Here is a 21,457-nt window from a genome sequence, read left to right as displayed (position 1 = left end):
AAATCTTATTTTGATTTACGAATCAAAAAAAACTCAGCCCTTCGTAACCTGAACGGTTCCCGCAATTAATCGCTGAAGATCATGCATTCGATTGGGCGTAGCCAAGCTGGAATGGGTTAACATATCGCACAAGGCAACAAGATCCTCAAGCTTGGACAGGATTTTCCAATGATCATACAGAACCGCACCTTCCTCACGATATGCACGAACAAAGTTCTTTTCAAATACAGATCCATCGGGTTCGTATCGAAGCATATTGGCTATATCTACGTATCGGTTCCATGAAAAAGCGTCCTCCCAATCAAGCACTGCCGAGACCTCACAACCTTCTGGACCATGCCGCATTAATATATTTAAGCCATTATAGTCTGAGTGAACAAGCATAGGCGTATCTTCAATCTCCGACAATAAATGACTGTACGTTTGACTGAATGACCATACCGATTGAGCTAGCTCTTCCCCGAGCCATTGGCCGCATAGATCCTGAAAGAGGCTTTGTTCAATAAATGCGAGAAACCGTTCCCCGTCCATCCTCATCGGATCCTGGACTTCCATGTCCCCATTGAAGAAACCGGATTCCGTAAATGTGTGTTTATGGATGTTGGCGAGAGTGCGTCCGGCAGAGGCTGCAGCGGCAACGAGATCCTGCTCGCTTCCGCCCTGCATCACGTCACGAAGAAGACCGCCTTCCTTCCACTCCATTATCGCCCATGGCTTATCGAATACGCCGCTGCTCATATCCGCATAGATATAATCGGCAACAGGAACGGTTTGGCGTACTCTTCGAATGATAGAAAGCTCTTTTTCGGCAATCTCCCGACCTTTCCTGAACAAGCGCAGCACATAAGGCTCTGCACTGCCTTCCAGACGAATTTTGTAGTTGGTATTGCTAAGTCCGGTACCGATCCGTTCAGCGGTTGCTACTTTTTTACCGGGGAATACGGGTGAAATGATGTCATGAATTTGTGTGATGTCTAGTTGCATCGGCGGCACTGCGCGTTCCCATCCTTCTTTCATCTCGATGCCCTCCTATTAAAAAATTTTAAAGTTGACATGCAGTAATGCCGTTACCTCTATTTATAGTTTACATATTCTAATGTGATATATGAAATTATCTTCACAGATAAGGAGAGTGATATAATGGCAGCTAGCTTTAAAAATAGTTCAACACCGCAAGGCGTATCGGTTATTACCTGTACCAATCGCCCTAATTATATTAAAAACTTGTTTCGTAATTTCACTAGACAATCGCACTCCAAGAAAGAGCTCATTATCGTCATCAACGATAGTTCAATCGCCCTCTCTCCTTACCAACAACTGGCCAACAAGCATCGAAACATACAAGTTTACCGCATGCCCGAACATGTCACGCTGGGTGCGTGCCTAAATTACGCCGTGAGCAAAACGAGATACAGCATTATCGCCAAATTCGATGACGACGACTATTACGCCCCCCACTATTTGTCGGACAGCTTGAAGTCATTAAGAAGATCGAACGCCGATATTATAGGAAAACGCGCACATTATATGTATTTACAAGGCTCCAAAACTCTAATTCTACGTTTTCCTAACGATGAAAATCGCTCCGTAACCAAACTTCCTGGTGCTACGCTCATGTTTAAAAAGAACGTCCATAACAAAGTACGATTCCCAAATCAAAACGTTGGTGAAGACGATCTATTTTGCATGAGAAGTAAGAGTAAGGGTTACCGGATCTATTCCGGTGATAAGTATCATTTCGCGGCAGTACGAAGGAAAAATGTATCAAGCCATACGTGGGTCATCAGTGATAAAGAACTCACCAACAATCACCCTAAAGTTCCGTACGTAAAAGACTACAAAACATTCGTTCAACGGAAATCCGGAGGCGATCGAACTTGACAAGAACGTCAATCTCTCCATCACAGCCCACTGTTTCGATCATCACCTGTACCAAAAGAGCGGAATGCCTACACGATCTGTTAGAGAATTACACCAGACAGAATTACAGGCACAAAGAGTTAATCGTCATATTAAATCATAGCAGCCTGAAGCTATCGGAATATCAAATGGCAGCAAAGCCATATCGCAACGTGAGAATATATAGTAAGCCTGAAGAATTATCGCTCGGTAGGTGCCTCAATTTTGGAGTAAAGGTCTCTAAGCACAGCGTCATTGCTAAGTTTGACGACGATGATTATTACGCTCCCGATTATCTTAAAGATAGCGTCCACCTCATGATCAAGACTCGTGCTGATATTGTAGGAAAAAGGGCTCACTTCATGCAGCTTGCCGGTCAAAAGGATCTTCTGTACCGTTACCCCAACATGGCCAATCAATGGGTTCCCCTTGTTCAAGGGGCGACCCTTCTGGTTAAACGGAACGTATTCAATCAGGTAGCATTTCCGAACCAAAACCGCAGCGAGTGCGTCAAATTTTGTGCTGATTGTATAACTCGTAACTTTAGAATATACTCTGGAAGTCCCTACCATTTCATAGCGAACCGGAGACAGAACTCCAAAAATCACACTTGGATCGTAAGTGATAAGAATCTATTAACTCAACACGTTAAAAGGCTGAAAGTAGACAACGCTAAGAAATTCGCGAGCAGAAGCTAGGCGCAGCATTCTTATTATCCGATCGTTTGGCGATCAAGTTCTGGCATGTAGTTTGCATAACTGAATCAGAAGAATAGATAAGGGGGGTGCCCCAAAAGATCTTAGATCTTGCGGGAGGCCCCCTTTTTGCTGTTAGAAGACGCTCCATGTACGAATCGTACCTCCAATCGCTGTTGCTTGTCCGGAATCGATTCGTCCTCTCCGCTAAGCCGTGCGGATTGCTTACTTTTAGACGCAAGAAACCGTTCTTTGGTAAAATGGAGGTGCGACCCAAACCATTTACGAAAGGAACGGTTTCTTTTGTACATTCAATTTACCTTGGACCAACTCTATCTGCCAATGGATTTGGAGGAAGATATCCTTAGGCACCATCTGGTATCTGTTTAGGAGAGCCGTACGCCAAGAAACTAAATCTACTTTTGGGACGGCCCCATTAATCATACAACGCGAATCGTACGTTTCATTTCACATAAACACCGTAGTCCAATAGGACATTCCCCTGTTCATCCGGCGTCATGAATCGGATATCGTGATAGCGTTCGAAGAACCACGGATTGTCGTCCAAGATCCAGCCTTGTTCGGCGATTTTAGCCATACATGCGTTATGGGGTTCCATACCGAAAAGCTCACCATTATCCCTATTGCCGTACAACCAACAGATCCCCACATCGCCTTCCGCCAGGTCCGCATAATCAAACCCTACCGGCACTTCCGTGTGCTCCGGGAACAGCATCCCGATCCAATATTCAAACTGATTCCCGCTCATTCGCATGAAACCGTAAGAAGAACCCTCAGATTCCGGCAGTGCGCCAAGCTTCCCGATCTCTTCGAACCAGCCATTGGCGGACCATTCATCCCATCGGTCCGCGAAGCTTCCGGCCGCATTCCGATGCTCATCGGAATACCGTTTGCCGATCAAGCGCGCTGACGAGATATGTTCTTTATATACCTTGGTTACTTCTGCTGTCACGATCCTCACCCTCCTGCTCATTTTTAGTTATGTACATTCTAATTGATTTCTCTCGCAAGCATGAGAATCCTGCAAAGGATGGACCATAAGCCCGCATATTTCTAAAACAGATGGCAGTCTTTAGACATGGGAGTAGAAACTTGGTTTGTTCAAATCGGATGAGAACGGGTATTTAAGATATTGTGTTGGAAGCACGTAATCATTTCTACCTTGAATATCCAGGAGGCGACCGTTATGGAAAATATCAAACCGATTCCCAAGGAAGAGGGGCTGGATCACAGCTTGAATGTGCTGCGCGAAGGCTACTTGTTCATTACCAACAGAACCATCGGCTTTCAATCTGATCTTTTCGAGACGCGTCTATTGGGCGAACGTGCCATCTGCATGCGCGGAGAAGAAGCGGCCAGGCTATTTTATGACCAGGAGAAGTTTGTTCGAGGTGGTGCAGCACCGAAACGCGTGCTGAAAACCCTGTTCGGTGAAGACGGTGTACAGACGCTGGATGGCGAAGAGCATCATCATCGCAAAGCGATGTTCATGTCCTTGATGTCCAGGGAGGCTCTTCATAGCATGAGAGAAATCACCCGCAAACATTGGGAGCTTGCTGTAAGACGATGGGAATCTGAGGATAAAGTCGAAATTTATAAAGAAGCTCAAGAAATTCTGTGCCGAGTGGCCTGCGAATGGGCGGCTGTGCCACTTCCCGAAGCGGAAGTGAAAGAGAAAACGGGCTGGCTTGCTGACATGATTGAGGCTACAGCAGCCTTGGGTTTCAAGCATAGGAAGGGAAGATATGCCCGAGCCAAAGCGGAAAAATGGATACAGTACCTCGTAGATGACGTGCGCAGTGGAGCAATAGATCCGCAACAGGGCAGCACCCTGCATACGATGTCCTGGCACCGCGATCTTAGGGGCGTGCTCCTGGACAAGGAAACCGCAGCGGTAGAAATCCTTAACATTCTTCGTCCCATCGTAGCGGTTGCCATTTACGTGTGCTTTACTGCTTTAGCTGTCATTCAGCAGCCCGAAGAACGTGAGAAATTGATGACGTCCGACGAGAAGCTGCTCAAGAATTTTGTTCAAGAAGTGCGGCGGTTCTACCCCTTCTTCCCCTTTGCGCCTGCGCGTGCACGGAAAGATTTTACCTGGAACGGATATGCATTCGATAAAGGTGTGCTCACAATCCTCGATTTATACGGAACGAACCATCATCCGGATCTATGGGATCAGCCGGAGCTGTTCAAGCCGGATCGTTTCGACGATTGGAACGGGAGCCCCTTTAATTTCATCCCCCAAGGAGGCGGAGACCATCATATGGGACACCGCTGTGCCGGGGAGTGGATTACGCTCGAGATCATGAAGGAGAGCCTCGACTTTCTTGCGAACAAGATGAGTTATGAAGTGCCTGTACAGGACGTAAGCTTCAGCTTTCATAATATGCCGTCTCTTCCTCACAGCCGTATCGTCATCCGGAATGTCAAAGGACTGTAATAAGCCAAGTCCCATGCAACTATTTATTTCATCCCAGCACTCTTGTCAAATTAAAGCTTGTACACCTCACCACCTGCATGTCACAATAAACTAGAGACTGTCAGCATGGACCTATTCATCCACGTAGTTTCGCTTACAAGTTCTCTGCTGCCCCCTGCAACTACCAGCGAGGTGGTCGCACAATCAACCTATTTTTGAATTGGAGGACCGTAATCATGAAAACGATGAAGCTTGGAACTAGTTCACTAGAAGTACCTGTTGTAGCCGTGGGTTGCATGCGTATAAATTCGCTGGAAAAAGCGGACGCCGAGCGTTTTGTATTATCCGCACTGGAGGAAGGCGCTAACTTCTTCGACCATGCCGACATCTATGGCGGCGGAGCTTGCGAGGAAATTTTTGCGGATGCTATACATATGAATGCAGCAGTCCGCGAGAAGATCATTCTGCAATCCAAATGCGGGATTCGTCCAGGCATGTTCGATTTCTCCAAAGAGCATATCTTGAATTCCGTTGATGGCATCCTGAAAAGACTCAAAACCGAGTATCTCGACGTACTCCTTCTTCACCGTCCAGATGCGTTAGTTGAGCCTGAAGAGGTGGCTGAAGCATTCGATCAACTCGAAAGCTCCGGTAAAGTGCGTCATTTCGGGGTATCCAACCAGAATCCGATGCAAATCCAGCTTCTGAAAAAAGCAGTGAAGCAGCCGCTCGTAGCCAACCAACTGCAGCTTAGCATCACGAACACCACCATGATTCAAAGCGGAATCAACGTCAATATGGAAAATGATGCCGCAGTTAACCGTGATGGCAGCGTACTGGATTTCTGCCGACTTCACGACATTACGATTCAGCCTTGGTCGCCTTTCCAATACGGGTTCTTTGAAGGCGTGTTCCTTGGAAGCGACAAGTTCCCTGAACTTAATCAGAAGATCGATGAGATTGCGGAAAAATACAACGTAACCAACACGACGATTGCCATTGCATGGCTTCTTCGTCACCCTGCACACATGCAGCCAATTATCGGGACGATGAATATCAGTCGGTTGCAAGACTGCATTAAAGCCGGCGATGTAACGCTCACCCGCGAAGAATGGTATGCCATTTACCGTGCGGCAGGCAATATCCTTCCTTAATGGCCATTACTAAACAGCCTCCTATCGACTACGATAGGAGGCTGTTTCATTATAATGCCGCGTTGTTTGAGGATGACGAAGGTTTGCGCTTGTTCACCGAGCTTAGACAAACTGGTATCATCACCAGTGACAGCAAACCTCCCGCAATCGAGAGTGTACCGTAACTGGTATGGGCAACCACCATACCGGATAAAGCGCCGCCCGATGCTCCCGCTAAAGCAATCAAGACATCCACCGTTCCCTGCGTTCTGGCGCGGGCGGAAGGATGGGTAGCATCTATGATGAGCGCCGTTCCGCTGATGAAGCCAAGGTTCCAACCCAGCCCCAGCAGAGCCAGCGCCGTTATGATCAGCGCCATGGATTCGGCTGGAGCCACAGCGGCTAGAATCCCGGAGCTAAGAAGCACGGCTCCGGAAGCGATTGACATGCTGATGCGGCCGATTTTGTCCACGAGGAAACCTGTGATTAACGAAGGCAGGTACATTGCCCCGATATGAATGCCTATCACCAAACCGACCGCACTCAGATCATGGCCGTGATGTTTCATATGGACGGGCGTCATGGTCATGATTGAGACCATGACCACCTGAGTCAATATCATCACGCAGGCCCCAACCATGATTCCCCGTTTGTTTTGTTCTGATCCGTTTACCGTTCCGGCCGAAGAATCACCGGAAATTTTAATATTAGCTTCCTCAATCGCTTGGGCAATCGCATAGGGATCCGGACGCAGGAATACTAGCAGTATCAGGCCTGCCAGAATAAAAGCCACGGCCGCCAACATAAACGGTCCTGCCAATCCAGGAATCCCAAAGGATTCCGCAACGTTCCCCATAACCCCCACCAGATTCGGACCTGCAACGGCACCGAAGGTGGTGGAAACCATCGCCATGCTGACCGCTCCTGCCCGCTGTGAAGGTTTAGCCAAATCCGTGCCTGCATAACGAGCTTGCATATTCGTTGCGGTACCTGCACCGTATATCAACAACGAAGCGAACAGCAGATAAATATTTTGATAAACGGCAGCCAATATGACTCCGATCGCGGCAATACCGCCCGCCAGGAATCCGGCAGCCAAACCCGGCCCTCTTCCATATCGCTGGGTAAGCCGGCCAATATACCAGGCCCCCAGTGCGGAACCGACCGTTATAAGAGCAACCGGGATTCCTGCATACCCGTCCGTCTTGAGCATATCCTGTGCCAAAAGCGCACCGACCGTCAATCCTGCGGCCAGACCAGCCCCACCGAATATTTGCGAGAGGATCACAACGATGAGGGTCTTCTTATACAGCTTGTTTTGCAAGTCGGGCGAATCTATGTAAGATTGAATATGAGACAGCCCCTTTGTGTTGGTTTCAGTAATATCCTGTTCATGGAACATGGACATTCTCCTTTCATGTACTACCAAACAGAATACCATAGACTATCTTACAGTAAGAAGAAATTTTCATTTCGCTTCCTCATACAGGATTTGCTAACTAAACGGCAATCTGCCGTACGTTGACCCAAAACACGGACAGCCTATCATCAGAGCTTCGCAATGCTCCGTCCTGCCTGTCTCCCCGTGAACAGGCAGCCTCCCAGAAACGTTCCTTCCAATGCACGATATCCATGAACGCCTCCCCCTCCGAATCCCGCTGCTTCTCCAGCCGCGTAGAGTCCGGGAACCGGCTCGCCGTTTGCATTCAGTACCCGCCCGGATAGATCCGTCTGCAGCCCGCCCAACGTTTTTCGGCTAAGAATATGTAAGCGTACCGCGATCAAAGGACCATGGGCCGGATCAAGAAATTTATGCGGTTTGGCTACGCGTATCAGCCGATCGCCGATGTAATTCCTTGCTCCCCGAAGCGCCGTAATCTGCAGATCCTTGGTGAATGCATGATCCATCTCGCGGTCTCTTGCGGCCAACTGACGCTCAATGTCCACCCGCTTGATCAGATCGCTGCCTGTCAGTTTATTCATGCCGTCCACCAGCTCTGGCAGGGAATCGGCAACAACAAAATCCTCCCCATGATCCAGGAATGCTTGCACCGGCCCCGGGATACCCGAACCTGCTCTGCCTAACACTTTGCGGATGCTCTTTCCGGTCAAATCCGGGTTTTGCTCTGATCCGGACAAGGCGAATTCCTTCTCTATCACTTTTCTGGTGAGAATGAACCAGGAATAATCAAAGCCTGTATCCTGAATGGCTTTCAGGGTTCCCAGCGTATCGAAGCCCGGGAAATTCGGGGCAGAGAGCCTTTGCCCTTTGGCATCAAGCCAAACAGAAGAAGGACCCGGCAGTATCCGGATGCCGTGCTGTGACCACACCGGGCTCCAATTCTTAATCCCTTCCGTGTAGTGCCACATCCGGTCTCTATTGACGACCCGCCCGCCTGCTTGCTCCGTAATTCCCAGCATCCGTCCATCCACATGTGCGGGAACGCCAGAGAGCATCGATTGGGGAGGCTTCCCGAGCCGAGACGGCCAATGCTGTCGGATCAACTCATGGTTGGCGCCGATTCCTCCGCTGGAGACAACCACGGCCTCTGCAAAAAATTCATAGTCGCCGACCACTTCCCGCGTGCTTGCTTCGCCACGACAAGCAGAACTAGAAGCAAGGACTGAACCCCTTACGCCTGTCACGGCACCATCCCGCGTAATAAGTTCATCCACTTGGTGACGGGAGCGATAATCAACCATTCCTGAACGTATGGCGTCTCTGACTCTGGACTCGAATGGTTGTACGACTCCAGGACCTGTGCCCCACACAATATGAAAGCGTGGCACGGAATTGCCATGACCCTCCGCGAGATATCCGCCGCGTTCGGCCCAGCCTACAACCGGAAAGAACCGAACCCCTAACGAATGAAGCCATGCCCGCTTCTCGCCGGCCGCAAAATCGACATAGGCCTCTGCCCATTTCCGCCCCCATCGATCCTCGTCATCCTCCCGATCGAAACCAGCGGCTCCCAGCCAGTCCTGCCACGCCAGTTCACGGGAATCCTTGATGCCCAGTCTTCGCTGTTCCGGCGAATCAACAAGGAATAACCCGCCAAAAGACCACCATGCCTGCCCGCCCAGCGAACTTTCCGGTTCCTGATCAAGCAGCAGCACCCGCTTGCCGGCCTCGGCCATCTCCGCGGTTGCCACCAGACCCGATAAGCCTGCTCCCACCACGATTACGTCATATTTCATGTGTGCCACCCCCATTTTTTTCAGATATAAACATGTAAAACTTTCAACACTCTCGCAATATCATGACTGGTTGTGTAAACATGATATTCTCCAATGTGTAAGCGTTTCCCTCTTGCTTAAAATTGAAATCGTGGAACCTCATATTGCCGGATTCATATAGTGTATGCCTTCCCTGTGCCACAAACATGTTTAACACCAAAATAAAAGTGAACCCCGAGTGGATAAGGGTTCACTTTTATTTGTCAGCGTATCTGTATTTCGTTCCAATGTACTAAACGATGCTCATGCTTCGTCATCCATCGTCCTCACACCTGCATAAGCTTTATCCTGTTCGTTCCTCTGCCTCCGCAGCCAGTTTGAGGAGCTGATCCCTCACTCGCACAACTTCACCGATGATCAGAAGCGCCGGATTCTTCACGTTCATAAGAAGGGCAATCTTGTGGATGGTTCCGAGCGTTCCCGTTATGGTTCGCTCCTCTGCCCGTGTCCCCTGTTCAACGATAGCAACGGGAGTTGACGGCGGCTTGCCATGAGCGAGCATCTCCTTGCAGATGTCGTCCATTCTGCTGACGCCCATGTACACCACAAGCGTATCCACACTGTGAGCCAGCAAGTCCCACTTCACGCTTCGTTCGTTTCCATGGCAGCTCGTTCCGCTGACAAAAGCTACCGAAGTGCTGGCTCCACGGTGGGTCAGAGGTATCCCTGTGGAGGAGGCTGCGCCCAAAGCCGAGGTAACGCCGGGCACGATCTCGAAGGGAATGCCTCGCGCAGCCAATTCGCACGCCTCTTCGCCACCTCGTCCGAAGATCAGCGGATCGCCTCCCTTGAGCCTTACGACATGATGACCGGTAAGGGCATAAGTCACCATGTTCTCGTTAATTTTCTCCTGCGGAATGGAATGGCTGCCGGGTGCCTTACCGCAGAATACGAGCAAAGCATCCTTCTTTGAGTAACTCAGCAGCTCATCGTTTACCAGTCGATCGTACATAATGACGTCCGCTTCCTGAATACGCCGGAGGGCTTTCAGCGTGATCAGCTCCGGATCTCCCGGACCTGCGCCAACAATATACACCATGCCCGGCCTCATCGTCTTTTATCGACCGGAACCGCCGTCTCCTCCATAACCCTGAGTCCATGCTGGGTCTTCGCTATCGGTTTAACCTCGCTGCGCTTTCCGAATCCATATTGGGATAAGTACAACATCGCCCCGGTAAAAACCGCTCCGCCAATAAAATTACCTATGAGAACGGGGATTTGGTTCCAGAGCCACCAATCGGCCATGTTGACATCCGCCCCGAGCATCATGCCCGCCGGAATCACAAACATATTAACCACGGCATGCTCGAATCCTTGACCGAAGAAGATCAGGATGGGCAGCCACATCGCAACGATTTTTCCTATCGTTGAGCTTGACGTAAACGCCATGACAACGCCTAACGTCACCATCCAGTTGCAGAGCATTGCCTTGATCATCACCAGCAGCATGCCGTTCATGCCCAGCTCCTTATAGCCGAGTGTCTTCGTCTCGCTCGTGTCGATGATCATCTGAACAAGCGGATGGCTCATATCCGTCCCCATCTTGGTCACGGTAAGAGCATAGAGCCCCCCATAAATCAGACTGCCTATCACATGTCCGAGAATAACCCATCCATAATTCGCAAGCATGGAAGCACTTGAAGCCTTCTTTTGCAGGACGGCTAATGGCAAGAGTGCAAAGCTTCCAGTTACCAACTCTAAGCCCAGAAGTACAATCATCACAAAGCCAACCGGAAATAGGAGTGCGCCCACCATCGGGATATTCGTTTGGTTTGAAGCGGTAAAAGCCAGCGTGGTGGCACACGCCAGGATGGCGCCTGACAACAAGCCGCGGATGAGCATCTGCGAAGTCTTCAGCCGGGCTTTCGCAGCACCGGCCTCGATCATGTCATTCATTACCTGATTCGGTTTCACATAATCCATATCGTGCACCCTCTCTTATGCGTTAAGCCGTACGATCCTGCAGGTAAATCGCGCCGCTCACCGGGTCAACTTCTACCTGGTAGGTGTTTACATTGCCCGTATCCGGCTCTTGAACCTGCCCGCTGCATAAGTCGATCTTCCAATCATGCAGCGGACAATGCACCTGCTTCCCGCACACCATTCCCTCCGAAAGCTTGCCTCCTTTATGCGGGCACTTGTTCTCCACGGCCAGAATATCCCCATCCGATAAACGGAACAGCGCGATTTCCGTTCCACCGACCTCAAGGGTCCTTGAGCCCTTATGATCAATTTCGTTCACATATCCTACATGAAGTTTCGTCATTTTGGATTCCCCCTATTTCGTCACAGGTTCAGCATCAGGCAAAGGCACGAAGTTTTTACGAAGCCCGCTGTCCGACGTAATTTCCTTCCACGGATCCTTCTGCTTGCTTAAAGCCAGCTTTATTCTCGAGAAGAGCGCGACGCGGTCCTCCTTCTTCTCTAATGTTTTTTTCACATGGTCCAAGCCTACTCGCTCGATCCAAACCGATGTCCGCTCATTCCACTGCGCGTTTTCCCGATAGTATTGGATAAATGCCCCGGCCCATTCGAGCACCTCATCTTCCGTCTTCACGATGCATAATAACTCCGTTGCCCGAACACGAACGCCTCCATTACCGCCTACGTGCAGTTCCCATCCGCCATCAATCGCTACGACTCCAAAATCCTTGATGGTCGCTTCTGCACAATTTCTAGGACATCCGGAAACCGCGAGTTTCACTTTAGCCGGGGTGCACAGCCGCTCAAACTCTTTCTCCAAGCGCACACCCAGGCCTATGGAATCCTGGGTGCCGAATCGGCAAAACGTGGACCCCACGCAAGTTTTAACGGTACGGAGGGCTTTACCGTAAGCATAACCGGAAGGCATATCCAGCTCCTCCCACATCTTCGGCAGATCCTCCTTCTTAACGCCAAGCAAGTCGATCCGTTGTCCGCCTGTAATCTTAACCATCGGGACATCGAATTTTTCCGCAATCTCTGCAATTTTCTTTAACTCCGAAGGCGACGTCACCCCGCCATATATTCTGGGAACAACGGAATAGGTGCCATCTTTCTGAATGTTGGCATGGTATCGCTCGTTCGTGAAGCGGGATTCCTTCTCATCCACGTAGGATTCCGGAAACAGCATGCCCAAATAGTAGTTCAAGGATGGCCGGCATTTAGAACATCCCTCCGGATTGTCCCATCCCAGCACATTCATCACTTCTTTGACGGTTCCAAGTCCAAGACGGGTTATCTCGCTGATAATTTCATCCCGTCCTAGCGATGTACACCCGCATATCCCTTCTTTCACGGGCTCCCCTGCTGCATCTCCGGCGTATAACTGAACCAGTCCCTCAACGAGCGGTTTGCAGCCGCCGCAGGATCCCGATGCTTTTGTACAAGCTTTAACGGAAGCAACGGTGTTGCAATTTTTCGTAAGAATGGCATTTTTTATCGCTTCTTTCGATACGCCGTTACAGCCGCAAATGATCTCATCATCCGCCAGCTGAGCCAGCCGCTGTTCCGTCGATACGGTACTGGCATGACCCGTGAAGCCTAACAGAAGCTCCTTCTCTCGGCCCTTGATTGACTCGCCGCTTTTCATAAGTGAGAACAGCTTTGGGCCATCCCCCGTATCGCCGAACATAACGGCTCCGATAAGTCGGTCTTCGCGGATCACGATTTTTTTGTATACTCCATCAACTTCATCTTGATATCGCATCGATCTTGTTCCTTCCGGGTCTGAAAAATGACCTGCCGAGAACACATCCACGCCGGATACCTTTAGTTTCGTTGACGTTACGGAACCGGCGTATCCACTCGTCTCCACACCCGCCAGATGCTTGGCAAGAACTGCTCCCTGTTCGTATAGTGGTGACACAAGACCATAAGCGATTCCTCGATGCTCAGCGCATTCGCCCACCGCATAGATACCGGGGATATTCGTCTCCATATAGTCGTTAACCATGATTCCGCGATGCACTTCAACCCCTGAGGACTGTGCCAAGGAAACGTTCGGCTTAATCCCGACGGCCATCACGATCAGATCGGTATCGACACGGCTCCCGTCCGTAAAATGGAGTGCCTTCACCCGCTTCCGCCCTGAGATGGATTCCGAATTTTTACTCAGCAGAAATTTCATTCCTTGGGTTTCAAGTTCACGCTGCAGCATTCTGGCCGCCGTTTCGTCCAATTGCCGTTCCATAAGATAGGGGTTAAGGTGAACCACGGATACATCCATGCCCAAATGCAGAAGCCCTCTAGCAGCTTCCAGACCCAGCAGACCCCCGCCGATAACCGCCGCCTTCTTGTATTGCTGCGATGTCTTCACCATCGTTTCACAGTCCTTGATATCCCGGAATGCGATAACGCCTTCCTTGTCGGCACCAGGCAAAGGCAGCATAAATGGATTGGAACCGGTGGCTATAATCAATACATCATAGTCAGCAACAGTTCCTTGATCGGAAAAGACTTGACGATTCTGGGTGTCGATCCGTGTTACCGTATGACCCGCATATAACTGGATCCGATTCTCCTTATACCAATCCCAATCATTGATGATGATTTCCTTCATATCGGTACCACCTGCCAGGACAGATGACAGCATGATGCGGTTGTAGTTTGGATGAGGCTCCGATCCGAATATCGTAATCTCATAAGCGTCAGGCGCAAGCTTAATCAAATGCTCAATTGCCCGTACCCCTGCCATACCATTCCCGATCATGACTAACTTCTTTTTTGTCATGGTTTGCGCTCCCCTCCGTCTAACACCTTAGAATGTACTTGTTCATGCATCAGAAGCCTTAAAGAAATTAAAATAGCCTGCATTCGCTCCAGTAGAGTAGGCACACTCTTACCAGGAACGAAAGCAGGCTTCTTTGCCGCTAATGGATACACCGTTGTATCCGGGAAATCTAAAGTTCTTGAGGGAAATATACACTACACCCAAACTCATTGTCAACATATTTAACATGAAATATAGAAATTTTATTAAATGTCGACATTCACCTGTGATTTATGTTATATAATTTAACATAAAATCTACTTTGTGCTATCAGCTTAAACTCTGACAGGATATCATTTATGTTATGAAAGGAGCGTCAATCCATGCGTTCATTGCTGGTTATTCACCATCCGGTCCCTGCATCAGAGCGAAGTGGCACAGATGCCAAGGCGCTTCTTCCGGAGTTTATCCTTCGTTCATATGGCTACAAGGTCCACCTTGCCTGCAGTGAGAAGCAAGCGCTGGCCGAAATCATGGAAGCAGACGGAACGATTCTCCACCTCCCGGTTGCCGCAATCAAATCGTGGTCCGGCACCCTCGATCAGCAAAAACGCGTTCCGGTTCTGTGGTGGTGCAGCGATCATGCCGCTTCACAATCTCTCGAAGCATGTGAGGATGATGTTACAGTTGATGGACTTTTATTTCCCACTATGAAAGAGCATGAGCTGCATTGGACGCTGCATTTTAGTTGCAAGCATTTTTACGAACGAGAGCAGTGGCATAATGAAAGAACACAGCTCCTTGCCCGCATTGAAGAGCGAAAATGGATTGATATGGCCAAAGGCATTCTATGCAAGATGAAAAATATTTCGGAATCCGAAGCATACGATGTCCTGCGCAGACAGGCGATGAATGAAAGAAAAAGAATGGTGGATGTCGCAACCTCGATCGTTAAGTTGTATCAATTGCTCCAGGAGACCGGTTCAGGAGGTGCAAAAAAATTATGATCCACTTATTAAAAGAAGTCGGCCGCGGCAAACGAGGCGCGCGTGACCTGACTTACGAGGAAGCGCTGCAGGCTGCAGAATCGATTCTCGGATTGAAGGCAACCCCTGCACAGATCGGTGCCTTTTTCATTGCGGAACGCATCAAAATGGAAAGTGTGGAAGAATTGGAGGCATTCGTGAAGGTTGGCCGTAAATATGCGGACCGTTCGTTTGTACATGAGGGTGTAGACTGCGCAGGACCTTATGATGGCAGAAAGTCCTCCTTTTTCTCTACGTTAGCCACCTCGTTTGTGCTGGCTGCTGCTGATCTGCCTGTCACTCTGCACGGGACTGCATCACTGCCCCCGAAATGGGGGATCACTTTGTCGGATATACTCGCGGCCAAGGGAATAACCGGACCGTTACTGGCAAAGGAATCATCCATCCGCGCTGCCCGTCAATCGGGCGTATTATATGTACATGCTGAAGACTGGTGTCCCCCGCTTAAGCATCTTCGCCCGATCCGGGAGGAGCTGGGTATGCGGACCGTACTCAACACGGCCGAAAAGTTTGTGAATTACTCCCATTCCCCGTTCCTCACCTTCGGTGTGTACCATAACACGGTCTTTGACCGTTTAAGCCGGTTAATCACGAAACTCGGATATCGGAAGGCGATCATCATTCAGGGCTGTGAAGGCTCGGATGAACTGTTCATTCACCGGCCCTCGCGGACTTACCGAGTTGAGAACGGTGAAGCCAACCTCCAGATCATCGATCCAGAAACGTATGGACTCGATACGCCCGTCCCGGACATAAGCTGGACCCCCTCCGAACAAGCTAACGTTACCGAGCAGGTTCTGCAGGGTAAGGGGGACATCGCTTTTGTCTACCAGGTTCTGCTGAATGGAGCCGTTCGCTTACACTTGGCGGATAAGGTAAGATCCGTCGAGGAAGGGATCTATACTTGCAAAGCTCTGCTAGACTCGGGTAAACCGTGGGAGCTGTATGGGAAGTGGCTGAGCTTGCTTTGGAACCCATCCCGAATGATGGTTGGACCCCGCCAACCGTCAGACATGTTTTGCATTGAACAGAAGAAACCCGCACCAGTAAGCGGTGCGGGTTTCTTTTTGATTACCTATTAAACCCCAAATCCAAATCCAAAAGCAGAAACGATAATGACCAAGAGAATAAAGAGAACCAGTACTGCTCCAACAGATGATCCGTATCCTCCGCCACCATATCCAGCTACTTCACCCATTGTTCCAACCTCCTTTACTTTTCCGAACACAACATCCTATGCTCGTCATATCAAAGAGCGTAGACTCTAGAGGAAAAAATAAAAACAAACAGGAATTGGGTCAACATGAATCCGGATTCTTATGGCGAAGACTTACTTCGCAATCATTTTCTTAGCATAGTTCAGCACATCCGATTTGGCGCTCTCCGTCCAAATGCTGTAACGAATCTGTTGCTCCTCATCCACCCAATCCAGGTGATCCCTTCCCTTGGAGTCGGCGGTGTAGACACATTCCACTCCGTTAATGACAATGGTTTCCTTTTTCTCGTTCGGTTTCTCCTGTGGCACTGGCGTTCCACCTATTGGCTGTTCAGGAACAATATAACTTGCTGTGACTTGAAGCTTTACTTTTCCCTTATCAAAATTCAAGATCGCCGCGGACGCTTCATTTGACTTCATGATGTCGGAGTATACGAACTTCTCGCCGTTTGCGGCCTTCTCCTTCAATTCCTGATCAATCTCCTCGTACAAGCTGGACGTTCTTTCAGGACTCTTTAAGAATATAATCGCGTTTTGAAAAGAATAACTCTTCGGCAAGTCAGCAGGCTTGGTTAGGGTTGGAGCGTTCATGGCCTTTGCCTTCGCCACATAGTCCGCATACTTCGTATAAGCAAAGCCTTTAGACGTAAAATAGATTTCATCTAGACGGTTATATTCCTGGTCAGCAACATAATAGGCAACCATCTGTCCTGCCTTAAGTTTGTCACTCAACTCGTTGATACGATCATCAAACGAAACGGATGTATTCTCCGGTATGGCAGAAGAAACCGCTGCTGTCATCTGTGGAACAAATGTAGTTGCATTACTTGCTGCGTAAACATTCGCGGATCCGACCATCATCGTTGCTGCGAGAAATAATGCGACTTTCATCTTGTTTTTCATCATGATAAAATGTGTGCTCCTTTCGGCGGTAAGGCCTTTAAAGTTATTTTTTAAATACATCTCGTATAACACCTTGCCGACAACAAAAGGGACATTTATCCAAAAAAAAGTAGAAATCTTTTTATTTCGAAACAAGACCGGCTGCAATCTTCGCAAACTCTTCCTTGGATAGCGGATCCTTCGGATCATCCGTAATCAGATACAGAACCTCTTCACTATCACTAAGCCATGTTAATCTGCGCGATGGGTTTGTTGGACTGGTAGACAAAATCATTTCTTTCCCTTTTACCTTTATTTTTATGGCTTGGTTTGTAGGCACCCCAGCTTTTGAGCCCTTCTCTCGTGCAAAGGCTACAATCTTGATCCGATTTTCGCCTTTACGATATTCCATTCCTGTAGAGGCAATATCGGACCAAGGAACAATCTTATAGAACAGTCCCTGTTCTTCATCCGACTTCTCAGCCTGCGCTTTGAGTTCATCCGCAAGAACTTTATACTCCGGCGTATTCCATACGGGCGTGTTCCTTATTTGAATCTGTCCAAAATCAAATCGATACCCATCCGGTACATAATCAGGTTCTTGAAGCACAGGAGCACCCTTCTCCTCAATTTCTTTTGCGAGTTCCTGATAATTTGAATGCTTAGTCAACATATAAAAATAATTCAATGGCTGCTCTTTGACCAGTGGTGTCATATGCAGGTCCTTGATATAATATACAGCCTGTTCTCCCGGCTTTAACCTCTTTTTCAGCTCTTCTTCCGTCTCCTTTATACGTTTGGCGTTATATTCTGATTCGGAATATTTCCATGGCTTTATGGTAGACAGAATGACTTCGCCTTCCTTGTTCTTGATCTGAATCAAGTATTGGCTTGCGTAAACGCTAATTGACGAAAGAATCAAAACCGCAGTGAGTGTCGCTGCAATAAAGGTTTTTTTACGATTCCCGTAATATCTCCCCTGTTTACTCTGGTGGATTTGCCTCACCTTCCGCATGATGGCGGGGGTCACGTCCACCTCTTCTTCCACGGAGTGCAATTCCATGCCTCTCAGAATTCGATCTTGCTCCGGCTGTCTCGAATCTCGCATAACTCCGCCCCCTCCTTCTCCTGGATCAGCTTGATGACTTTCAGTTTCATACGAGCATACTTTTTCTTCACTGCACTGAGATTCTTATCCAGAATCTGCGCGATCTCCGAGAACGGTTTATCTTCGAACACCCGCAGCACGAGTAGATTACGCTCTTCCACCGAGAGCTTCGTCATGGCATATTCCAGCGGTTCGCTGAACCATCTGCGCTCGAGTGTCTGTTCCACGCTATCAGCATAACCTGCTGGTTTGATTAGACGGCTCACTCGCATGCGAACCTGTCTCTTGCGAAGCAGATTAAGGCAATGGTGATAGGCAATCTTGTATAACCATGATGAGAACGAAACCTTCGCTTCATAGGTATGGAGCTTGGTAAACGCTTTGATGAAGATATCCTGGACGGCATCCTGCGCGTCCTGCTTGCAGCCGAGCATCCGGCAGCAATATATGTAGATCTGTTTTTTGTACGTTTCAACGATAGGCTCGAAACAATCCACCTCACCGGCCTTAACGCGCCTCACGCACTCCTCTATCGAATCCAATTCGAAGACGCACCTCCGCGTAAATCTTATTTACGTTTGTATAACACCTCTTCTGCCAAAAAAGGGACACCTGTAACATAAATAAAAAAACAACTCATATCTCAAGTATGAATTGTTTTTCTGTATTGTCGATCACTTCTTTTGTTCAGAAAACGATATGTGCGACAGACTTTACACCCGCGATGATTCAAACTGAAAGATCAACTTCTCATTGTCGTCCCTCGTAGCAACAAATTCCTGCACGCGTGAGTCCGAAACATAGTTGTTCATCGTCTTTCTCCAGAATGCCTGCGCCCGCATATTGCGATCCGTGGCATTCGTCTGGACTTCCCAGCTGCCGGCATGCTTGTCGAACACTTGTGATGCAGCATTCTCCGCAACATGTTTGCCTCGGAAGGGTTTCATAACAAAAAACTCATTCATGTAAAATTCACTGCCATATGTATATGGCGAGGTTGCTACCAGAGCAAATCCTGCCGGGATGCCATCCACTCGAATCAGGTAAGGAAACAAAATCGAGGGCTTCTCCCACCATATATCAAAAACTTGGATCTGGTCTTTCAAGGTTCTTGTGTCATCATCCTCATAGACGCCATATCGATTCGGCTTCCATCCCCATATCCCTGATAAATCATGCAAATATAGCGGATATATATTATTAATGATAAATTTGGTGGAAGTATCGGTTAGCTCCACGGTAACTTTCATAGGTTCTCCTCCGTCCTAGACATAATCCAAACTCTTGAAATACTGAATTTTCACAATGGAACCGACCTCATAATGATGTTGGATATGTAACCCTACCGCTTGTTTAGATAGAAGCGAGTAAGTGACAGGAAATAATCTCAACCCAAATCCCTCCTTGCACTCAAGGGTATCATCCTCGACAAACTCTTACATATAGGCTGTATGATTATAATTATTTTTTATATAAACCGCGGTACGTCGTAATCACAAAAAAAGCAATAAGCGCTGTCTTCTTTCAGACAGGCTTACTGCTTAAAATCATTTAGTCTTCAATCATGATTTGCTTGTAAATCCCATAAGCTCTTTCACATGCAGAGTATTTTCCAAAGATGTCAGCTTTTCCAGCAAAGTGAAAGCCACATCAAAAGCCGTTGCCGGGTTACATGAAGTGATCAGGTTCCCATCAACAACGATCTGTTCTTCCACCACATGGGCACCGAATTCCCGCAGCTGCGATTTTCTGATGCTGGTTGGGTGATCATAAGTCGTGGCTCTACGTCCCTCCAGCAAGCCGGCTTTGCCAAGCGTAAGGGCTGCAACGCAAATCGTAGCAATCCACTTGCCCTGCGCATGAAATTCCTGAATGATCTTGGAGAACCTGGAGTCGTATGCATCGTTATAAAAGCCCGCTTCCTCGAACCCGCCAGGAATCGCCAGCGCATCGTAATCATCCACCTTAACCGAGTCCAGCGTGACCTCAGGAATGACGGTAAAGTTCCACGTGCATTTCAACCGGTCATGCAGTCCCGCAGTCACAACCTGAGTGGTCCCGTCACCCTCCAGCTTGTTCCACCCCAGTACATCAGTAAATACACTCGCTTCAACAGCTTCAAATCCATCCGCCAACAGCAAAAGCACTTTCTTCATAAGCCAACCTCCCCCGTCCTTGTCACACTATAAAATCTTAAGAGATATCCCGATCTATCGGATTGTGTTCTATCTTATCTATACTTCTCTCTAAATTCAACTGAAAAACAAATGAATAACAAAAAAGCAGCCCGATAACTGCCTCGTTCAATAACCAACCTGCATACCTGAATGAATGTATTCTGCTTACTTCGAAAGAATTAAATAACAATCTCCTGTGCATAATAACTCTGTTTGAATAAATATTAAAGGAGCGAATAAGATTGGGAATTTTAAGCGGTAATCCTAAAAACGAACCCATGCATTATGGGGAAATATTTAGCGTATGGACAGCATCCACGTTGGCAAAAGGCATGGTGTCCTGCTACGAGGCTTATTTAAACCATGCAGGCGATAAAGACCTCAAAAAAATCCTCAATGATCTGTTGGATCAAGCTAAACTTGAGATTAAAGAATGTGATGAATTGCTTACCGAAAACGGAATCGCCCCTGCACCGGTACTTCCCGAAAGACCCCCGGTCAAACTTGAGGATATTCCGGCGGGCGCAAGATTCACGGATCCGGAAATTGCGGCCAAAATCGCTGCTGATACATCACTCGGACTGGTATCATGCAGTCAAGTTATGGGACAATCCATCCGGGAGGATATTGGCGCGTTATTTGCTAAATATCATATCACCAAGACGGCGCTAGGTTTGCGGATCCTTCAGATGAATAAGGAAAAAGGCTGGCTCATTCCGCCGCCGCTTCAAATCAAGAGACCTGAAGGAGAATAGTATAATCCAGCAAAAAAACACTCTGATCTGATGAAGCTCAGGGTGTTTTTGCTGTTCTGTTCTATTCATCTCGTTTGTATCTTTTATATATTAAAATTCTATCGCTTCAAAATTTTCGTTTTCGATCTGTCTATTACCATACGATCCCCTCCAGAATAGAATGTAAGTTCTTCTGT

Annotated in this window: 22 protein-coding genes; 7 read left to right on the top strand and 15 right to left on the bottom strand. The window is 48.3% G+C overall.

Going from position 1 to position 21,457, the window contains the following annotated elements; translation table 11 throughout:
- Positions 1-33: 33 nt before the first annotated feature.
- Complete coding sequence (locus NYE54_RS14865) at positions 34-1,017, bottom strand: aminoglycoside phosphotransferase family protein (protein WP_339272789.1); 984 nt, start codon at positions 1,015-1,017, stop codon at positions 34-36.
- 123 nt (positions 1,018-1,140) lie between these two features.
- Here NYE54_RS14865 and NYE54_RS14860 point away from each other — a divergent pair, with 123 nt between their 5' ends.
- Together NYE54_RS14860 and NYE54_RS14855 are read left to right on the top strand one after the other, a co-directional pair.
- Positions 1,141-1,881, top strand: coding sequence for a glycosyltransferase family 2 protein (locus NYE54_RS14860; protein ID WP_339272787.1), 741 nt, complete (start codon positions 1,141-1,143; stop codon positions 1,879-1,881).
- Positions 1,878-2,597, top strand: a complete 720-nt coding sequence (locus tag NYE54_RS14855; RefSeq protein ID WP_339272786.1) for a glycosyltransferase — start codon at positions 1,878-1,880, stop codon at positions 2,595-2,597. The genes NYE54_RS14860 and NYE54_RS14855 overlap by 4 nt, the downstream gene beginning before the upstream one ends.
- 460 nt (positions 2,598-3,057) lie before the next feature.
- On the opposite strand, the gene NYE54_RS14850 is transcribed toward NYE54_RS14855, so the two are convergent.
- Positions 3,058-3,567 (bottom strand): AraC family transcriptional regulator, encoded by a 510-nt coding sequence (locus tag NYE54_RS14850; RefSeq protein ID WP_339272784.1) that lies wholly within the window; start codon positions 3,565-3,567, stop codon positions 3,058-3,060.
- A 234-nt stretch (positions 3,568-3,801) separates the two neighbouring features.
- Here NYE54_RS14850 and NYE54_RS14845 point away from each other — a divergent pair, with 234 nt between their 5' ends.
- Both NYE54_RS14845 and NYE54_RS14840 read left to right on the top strand, forming a co-directional pair.
- Positions 3,802-5,058 carry a cytochrome P450 gene (locus NYE54_RS14845; RefSeq protein ID WP_339272782.1) on the top strand — a complete coding sequence of 419 codons (1,257 nt, stop codon included), beginning with the start codon at positions 3,802-3,804 and terminating at the stop codon, positions 5,056-5,058.
- A 215-nt stretch (positions 5,059-5,273) separates the two neighbouring features.
- Positions 5,274-6,191, top strand: coding sequence for an aldo/keto reductase family oxidoreductase (locus NYE54_RS14840; RefSeq protein WP_339272780.1), 918 nt, complete (start codon positions 5,274-5,276; stop codon positions 6,189-6,191).
- Positions 6,192-6,240: 49 nt separating this feature from the next.
- On the opposite strand, the gene NYE54_RS14835 is transcribed toward NYE54_RS14840, so the two are convergent.
- From NYE54_RS14835 to nirB, 6 genes are all read right to left on the bottom strand, one after another.
- Positions 6,241-7,572 (bottom strand): MFS transporter, encoded by a 1,332-nt coding sequence (locus NYE54_RS14835; protein ID WP_339272778.1) that lies wholly within the window; start codon positions 7,570-7,572, stop codon positions 6,241-6,243.
- 146 nt (positions 7,573-7,718) lie between these two features.
- Positions 7,719-9,368 carry an FAD-binding dehydrogenase gene (locus NYE54_RS14830; protein ID WP_339272776.1) on the bottom strand — a complete coding sequence of 550 codons (1,650 nt, stop codon included), beginning with the start codon at positions 9,366-9,368 and terminating at the stop codon, positions 7,719-7,721.
- A gap of 322 nt (positions 9,369-9,690) precedes the next feature.
- Positions 9,691-10,446 carry a uroporphyrinogen-III C-methyltransferase gene (gene cobA / locus NYE54_RS14825; RefSeq protein WP_339272774.1) on the bottom strand — a complete coding sequence of 252 codons (756 nt, stop codon included), beginning with the start codon at positions 10,444-10,446 and terminating at the stop codon, positions 9,691-9,693.
- Between the two features lie 8 nt (positions 10,447-10,454).
- Positions 10,455-11,330: a formate/nitrite transporter family protein gene (locus NYE54_RS14820; protein WP_339272772.1), complete on the bottom strand. Its 876-nt coding sequence runs from the start codon at positions 11,328-11,330 to the stop codon at positions 10,455-10,457.
- Positions 11,331-11,352: 22 nt separating this feature from the next.
- Positions 11,353-11,673, bottom strand: coding sequence for a nitrite reductase small subunit NirD (nirD, locus tag NYE54_RS14815; protein WP_339272770.1), 321 nt, complete (start codon positions 11,671-11,673; stop codon positions 11,353-11,355).
- 12 nt (positions 11,674-11,685) lie between these two features.
- A complete protein-coding gene (nirB, locus tag NYE54_RS14810) occupies positions 11,686-14,118 on the bottom strand; it encodes a nitrite reductase large subunit NirB (protein WP_339272768.1) in 2,433 nt (810 codons plus the stop codon).
- Positions 14,119-14,480: 362 nt separating this feature from the next.
- Between nirB and NYE54_RS14805 the strand changes: the two genes are divergently transcribed.
- Together NYE54_RS14805 and NYE54_RS14800 are read left to right on the top strand one after the other, a co-directional pair.
- Complete coding sequence (locus NYE54_RS14805; protein ID WP_339272766.1) at positions 14,481-15,104, top strand: ANTAR domain-containing protein; 624 nt, start codon at positions 14,481-14,483, stop codon at positions 15,102-15,104.
- Positions 15,101-16,225: an anthranilate phosphoribosyltransferase gene (locus tag NYE54_RS14800; RefSeq protein WP_339272764.1), complete on the top strand. Its 1,125-nt coding sequence runs from the start codon at positions 15,101-15,103 to the stop codon at positions 16,223-16,225. The genes NYE54_RS14805 and NYE54_RS14800 overlap by 4 nt, the downstream gene beginning before the upstream one ends.
- On the opposite strand, the gene NYE54_RS14795 is transcribed toward NYE54_RS14800, so the two are convergent.
- From NYE54_RS14795 to NYE54_RS14765, 7 genes are all read right to left on the bottom strand, one after another.
- The gene (locus NYE54_RS14795) at positions 16,222-16,341 is read right to left on the bottom strand and encodes a YjcZ family sporulation protein (protein WP_339272762.1); all 120 of its coding nucleotides are present in this window, start codon (positions 16,339-16,341) and stop codon (positions 16,222-16,224) included. The two genes, NYE54_RS14800 and NYE54_RS14795, sit on opposite strands and share 4 nt — an antisense overlap.
- Positions 16,342-16,473: 132 nt before the next feature.
- Entirely contained in the window at positions 16,474-17,265 is a 792-nt protein-coding gene (locus NYE54_RS14790) for a hypothetical protein (protein ID WP_339272760.1), read from the bottom strand.
- A gap of 118 nt (positions 17,266-17,383) precedes the next feature.
- Positions 17,384-18,349, bottom strand: a complete 966-nt coding sequence (locus NYE54_RS14785) for a hypothetical protein (protein WP_339272758.1) — start codon at positions 18,347-18,349, stop codon at positions 17,384-17,386.
- The gene (locus NYE54_RS14780) at positions 18,310-18,870 is read right to left on the bottom strand and encodes an RNA polymerase sigma factor (protein WP_339272756.1); all 561 of its coding nucleotides are present in this window, start codon (positions 18,868-18,870) and stop codon (positions 18,310-18,312) included. The genes NYE54_RS14785 and NYE54_RS14780 overlap by 40 nt, the downstream gene beginning before the upstream one ends.
- 192 nt (positions 18,871-19,062) lie before the next feature.
- Positions 19,063-19,599, bottom strand: a complete 537-nt coding sequence (locus tag NYE54_RS14775) for a GNAT family N-acetyltransferase (protein WP_339272754.1) — start codon at positions 19,597-19,599, stop codon at positions 19,063-19,065.
- Between the two features lie 15 nt (positions 19,600-19,614).
- The gene (locus NYE54_RS14770; protein ID WP_339272752.1) at positions 19,615-19,740 is read right to left on the bottom strand and encodes a hypothetical protein; all 126 of its coding nucleotides are present in this window, start codon (positions 19,738-19,740) and stop codon (positions 19,615-19,617) included.
- A 171-nt stretch (positions 19,741-19,911) separates the two neighbouring features.
- On the bottom strand, positions 19,912-20,505 hold the full coding sequence (locus tag NYE54_RS14765; protein ID WP_339272750.1) for a DJ-1/PfpI family protein: 594 nt from the start codon (positions 20,503-20,505) through the stop codon (positions 19,912-19,914).
- A gap of 263 nt (positions 20,506-20,768) precedes the next feature.
- On the opposite strand from NYE54_RS14765, the gene NYE54_RS14760 reads away from it, so the two are divergent.
- Complete coding sequence (locus NYE54_RS14760) at positions 20,769-21,281, top strand: DUF3231 family protein (RefSeq protein ID WP_339272748.1); 513 nt, start codon at positions 20,769-20,771, stop codon at positions 21,279-21,281.
- Positions 21,282-21,457 lie beyond the last annotated feature (176 nt).

It is taken from the genome of Paenibacillus sp. FSL K6-1330 (assembly GCF_037976825.1).
Lineage (GTDB): Bacteria > Bacillota > Bacilli > Paenibacillales > Paenibacillaceae > Paenibacillus_AQ.
Note: the sequence above shows the minus strand (reverse complement) of the source record. Positions and strands in the feature narration are given on the sequence as shown.

What these genes read in the sequence shown, in the direction of transcription:
- NYE54_RS14865 (WP_339272789.1), bottom strand. Translation starts at nt 1,017, where the DNA reads ATGAAAGAAGGATGGGAACGCGCAGTGCCGCCGATGCAACTAGACATC.
- NYE54_RS14860 (WP_339272787.1), top strand. Translation starts at nt 1,141, where the DNA reads ATGGCAGCTAGCTTTAAAAATAGTTCAACACCGCAAGGCGTATCGGTT.
- NYE54_RS14845 (WP_339272782.1), top strand. Translation starts at nt 3,802, where the DNA reads ATGGAAAATATCAAACCGATTCCCAAGGAAGAGGGGCTGGATCACAGC.
- NYE54_RS14840 (WP_339272780.1), top strand. Translation starts at nt 5,274, where the DNA reads ATGAAAACGATGAAGCTTGGAACTAGTTCACTAGAAGTACCTGTTGTA.
- NYE54_RS14835 (WP_339272778.1), bottom strand. Translation starts at nt 7,572, where the DNA reads ATGTTCCATGAACAGGATATTACTGAAACCAACACAAAGGGGCTGTCT.
- NYE54_RS14830 (WP_339272776.1), bottom strand. Translation starts at nt 9,368, where the DNA reads ATGAAATATGACGTAATCGTGGTGGGAGCAGGCTTATCGGGTCTGGTG.
- cobA (WP_339272774.1), bottom strand. Translation starts at nt 10,446, where the DNA reads ATGGTGTATATTGTTGGCGCAGGTCCGGGAGATCCGGAGCTGATCACG.
- NYE54_RS14820 (WP_339272772.1), bottom strand. Translation starts at nt 11,330, where the DNA reads ATGGATTATGTGAAACCGAATCAGGTAATGAATGACATGATCGAGGCC.
- nirD (WP_339272770.1), bottom strand. Translation starts at nt 11,673, where the DNA reads ATGACGAAACTTCATGTAGGATATGTGAACGAAATTGATCATAAGGGC.
- nirB (WP_339272768.1), bottom strand. Translation starts at nt 14,118, where the DNA reads ATGACAAAAAAGAAGTTAGTCATGATCGGGAATGGTATGGCAGGGGTA.
- NYE54_RS14805 (WP_339272766.1), top strand. Translation starts at nt 14,481, where the DNA reads ATGCGTTCATTGCTGGTTATTCACCATCCGGTCCCTGCATCAGAGCGA.
- NYE54_RS14800 (WP_339272764.1), top strand. Translation starts at nt 15,101, where the DNA reads ATGATCCACTTATTAAAAGAAGTCGGCCGCGGCAAACGAGGCGCGCGT.
- NYE54_RS14795 (WP_339272762.1), bottom strand. Translation starts at nt 16,341, where the DNA reads ATGGGTGAAGTAGCTGGATATGGTGGCGGAGGATACGGATCATCTGTT.
- NYE54_RS14790 (WP_339272760.1), bottom strand. Translation starts at nt 17,265, where the DNA reads ATGATGAAAAACAAGATGAAAGTCGCATTATTTCTCGCAGCAACGATG.
- NYE54_RS14785 (WP_339272758.1), bottom strand. Translation starts at nt 18,349, where the DNA reads ATGCGAGATTCGAGACAGCCGGAGCAAGATCGAATTCTGAGAGGCATG.
- NYE54_RS14775 (WP_339272754.1), bottom strand. Translation starts at nt 19,599, where the DNA reads ATGAAAGTTACCGTGGAGCTAACCGATACTTCCACCAAATTTATCATT.
- NYE54_RS14765 (WP_339272750.1), bottom strand. Translation starts at nt 20,505, where the DNA reads ATGAAGAAAGTGCTTTTGCTGTTGGCGGATGGATTTGAAGCTGTTGAA.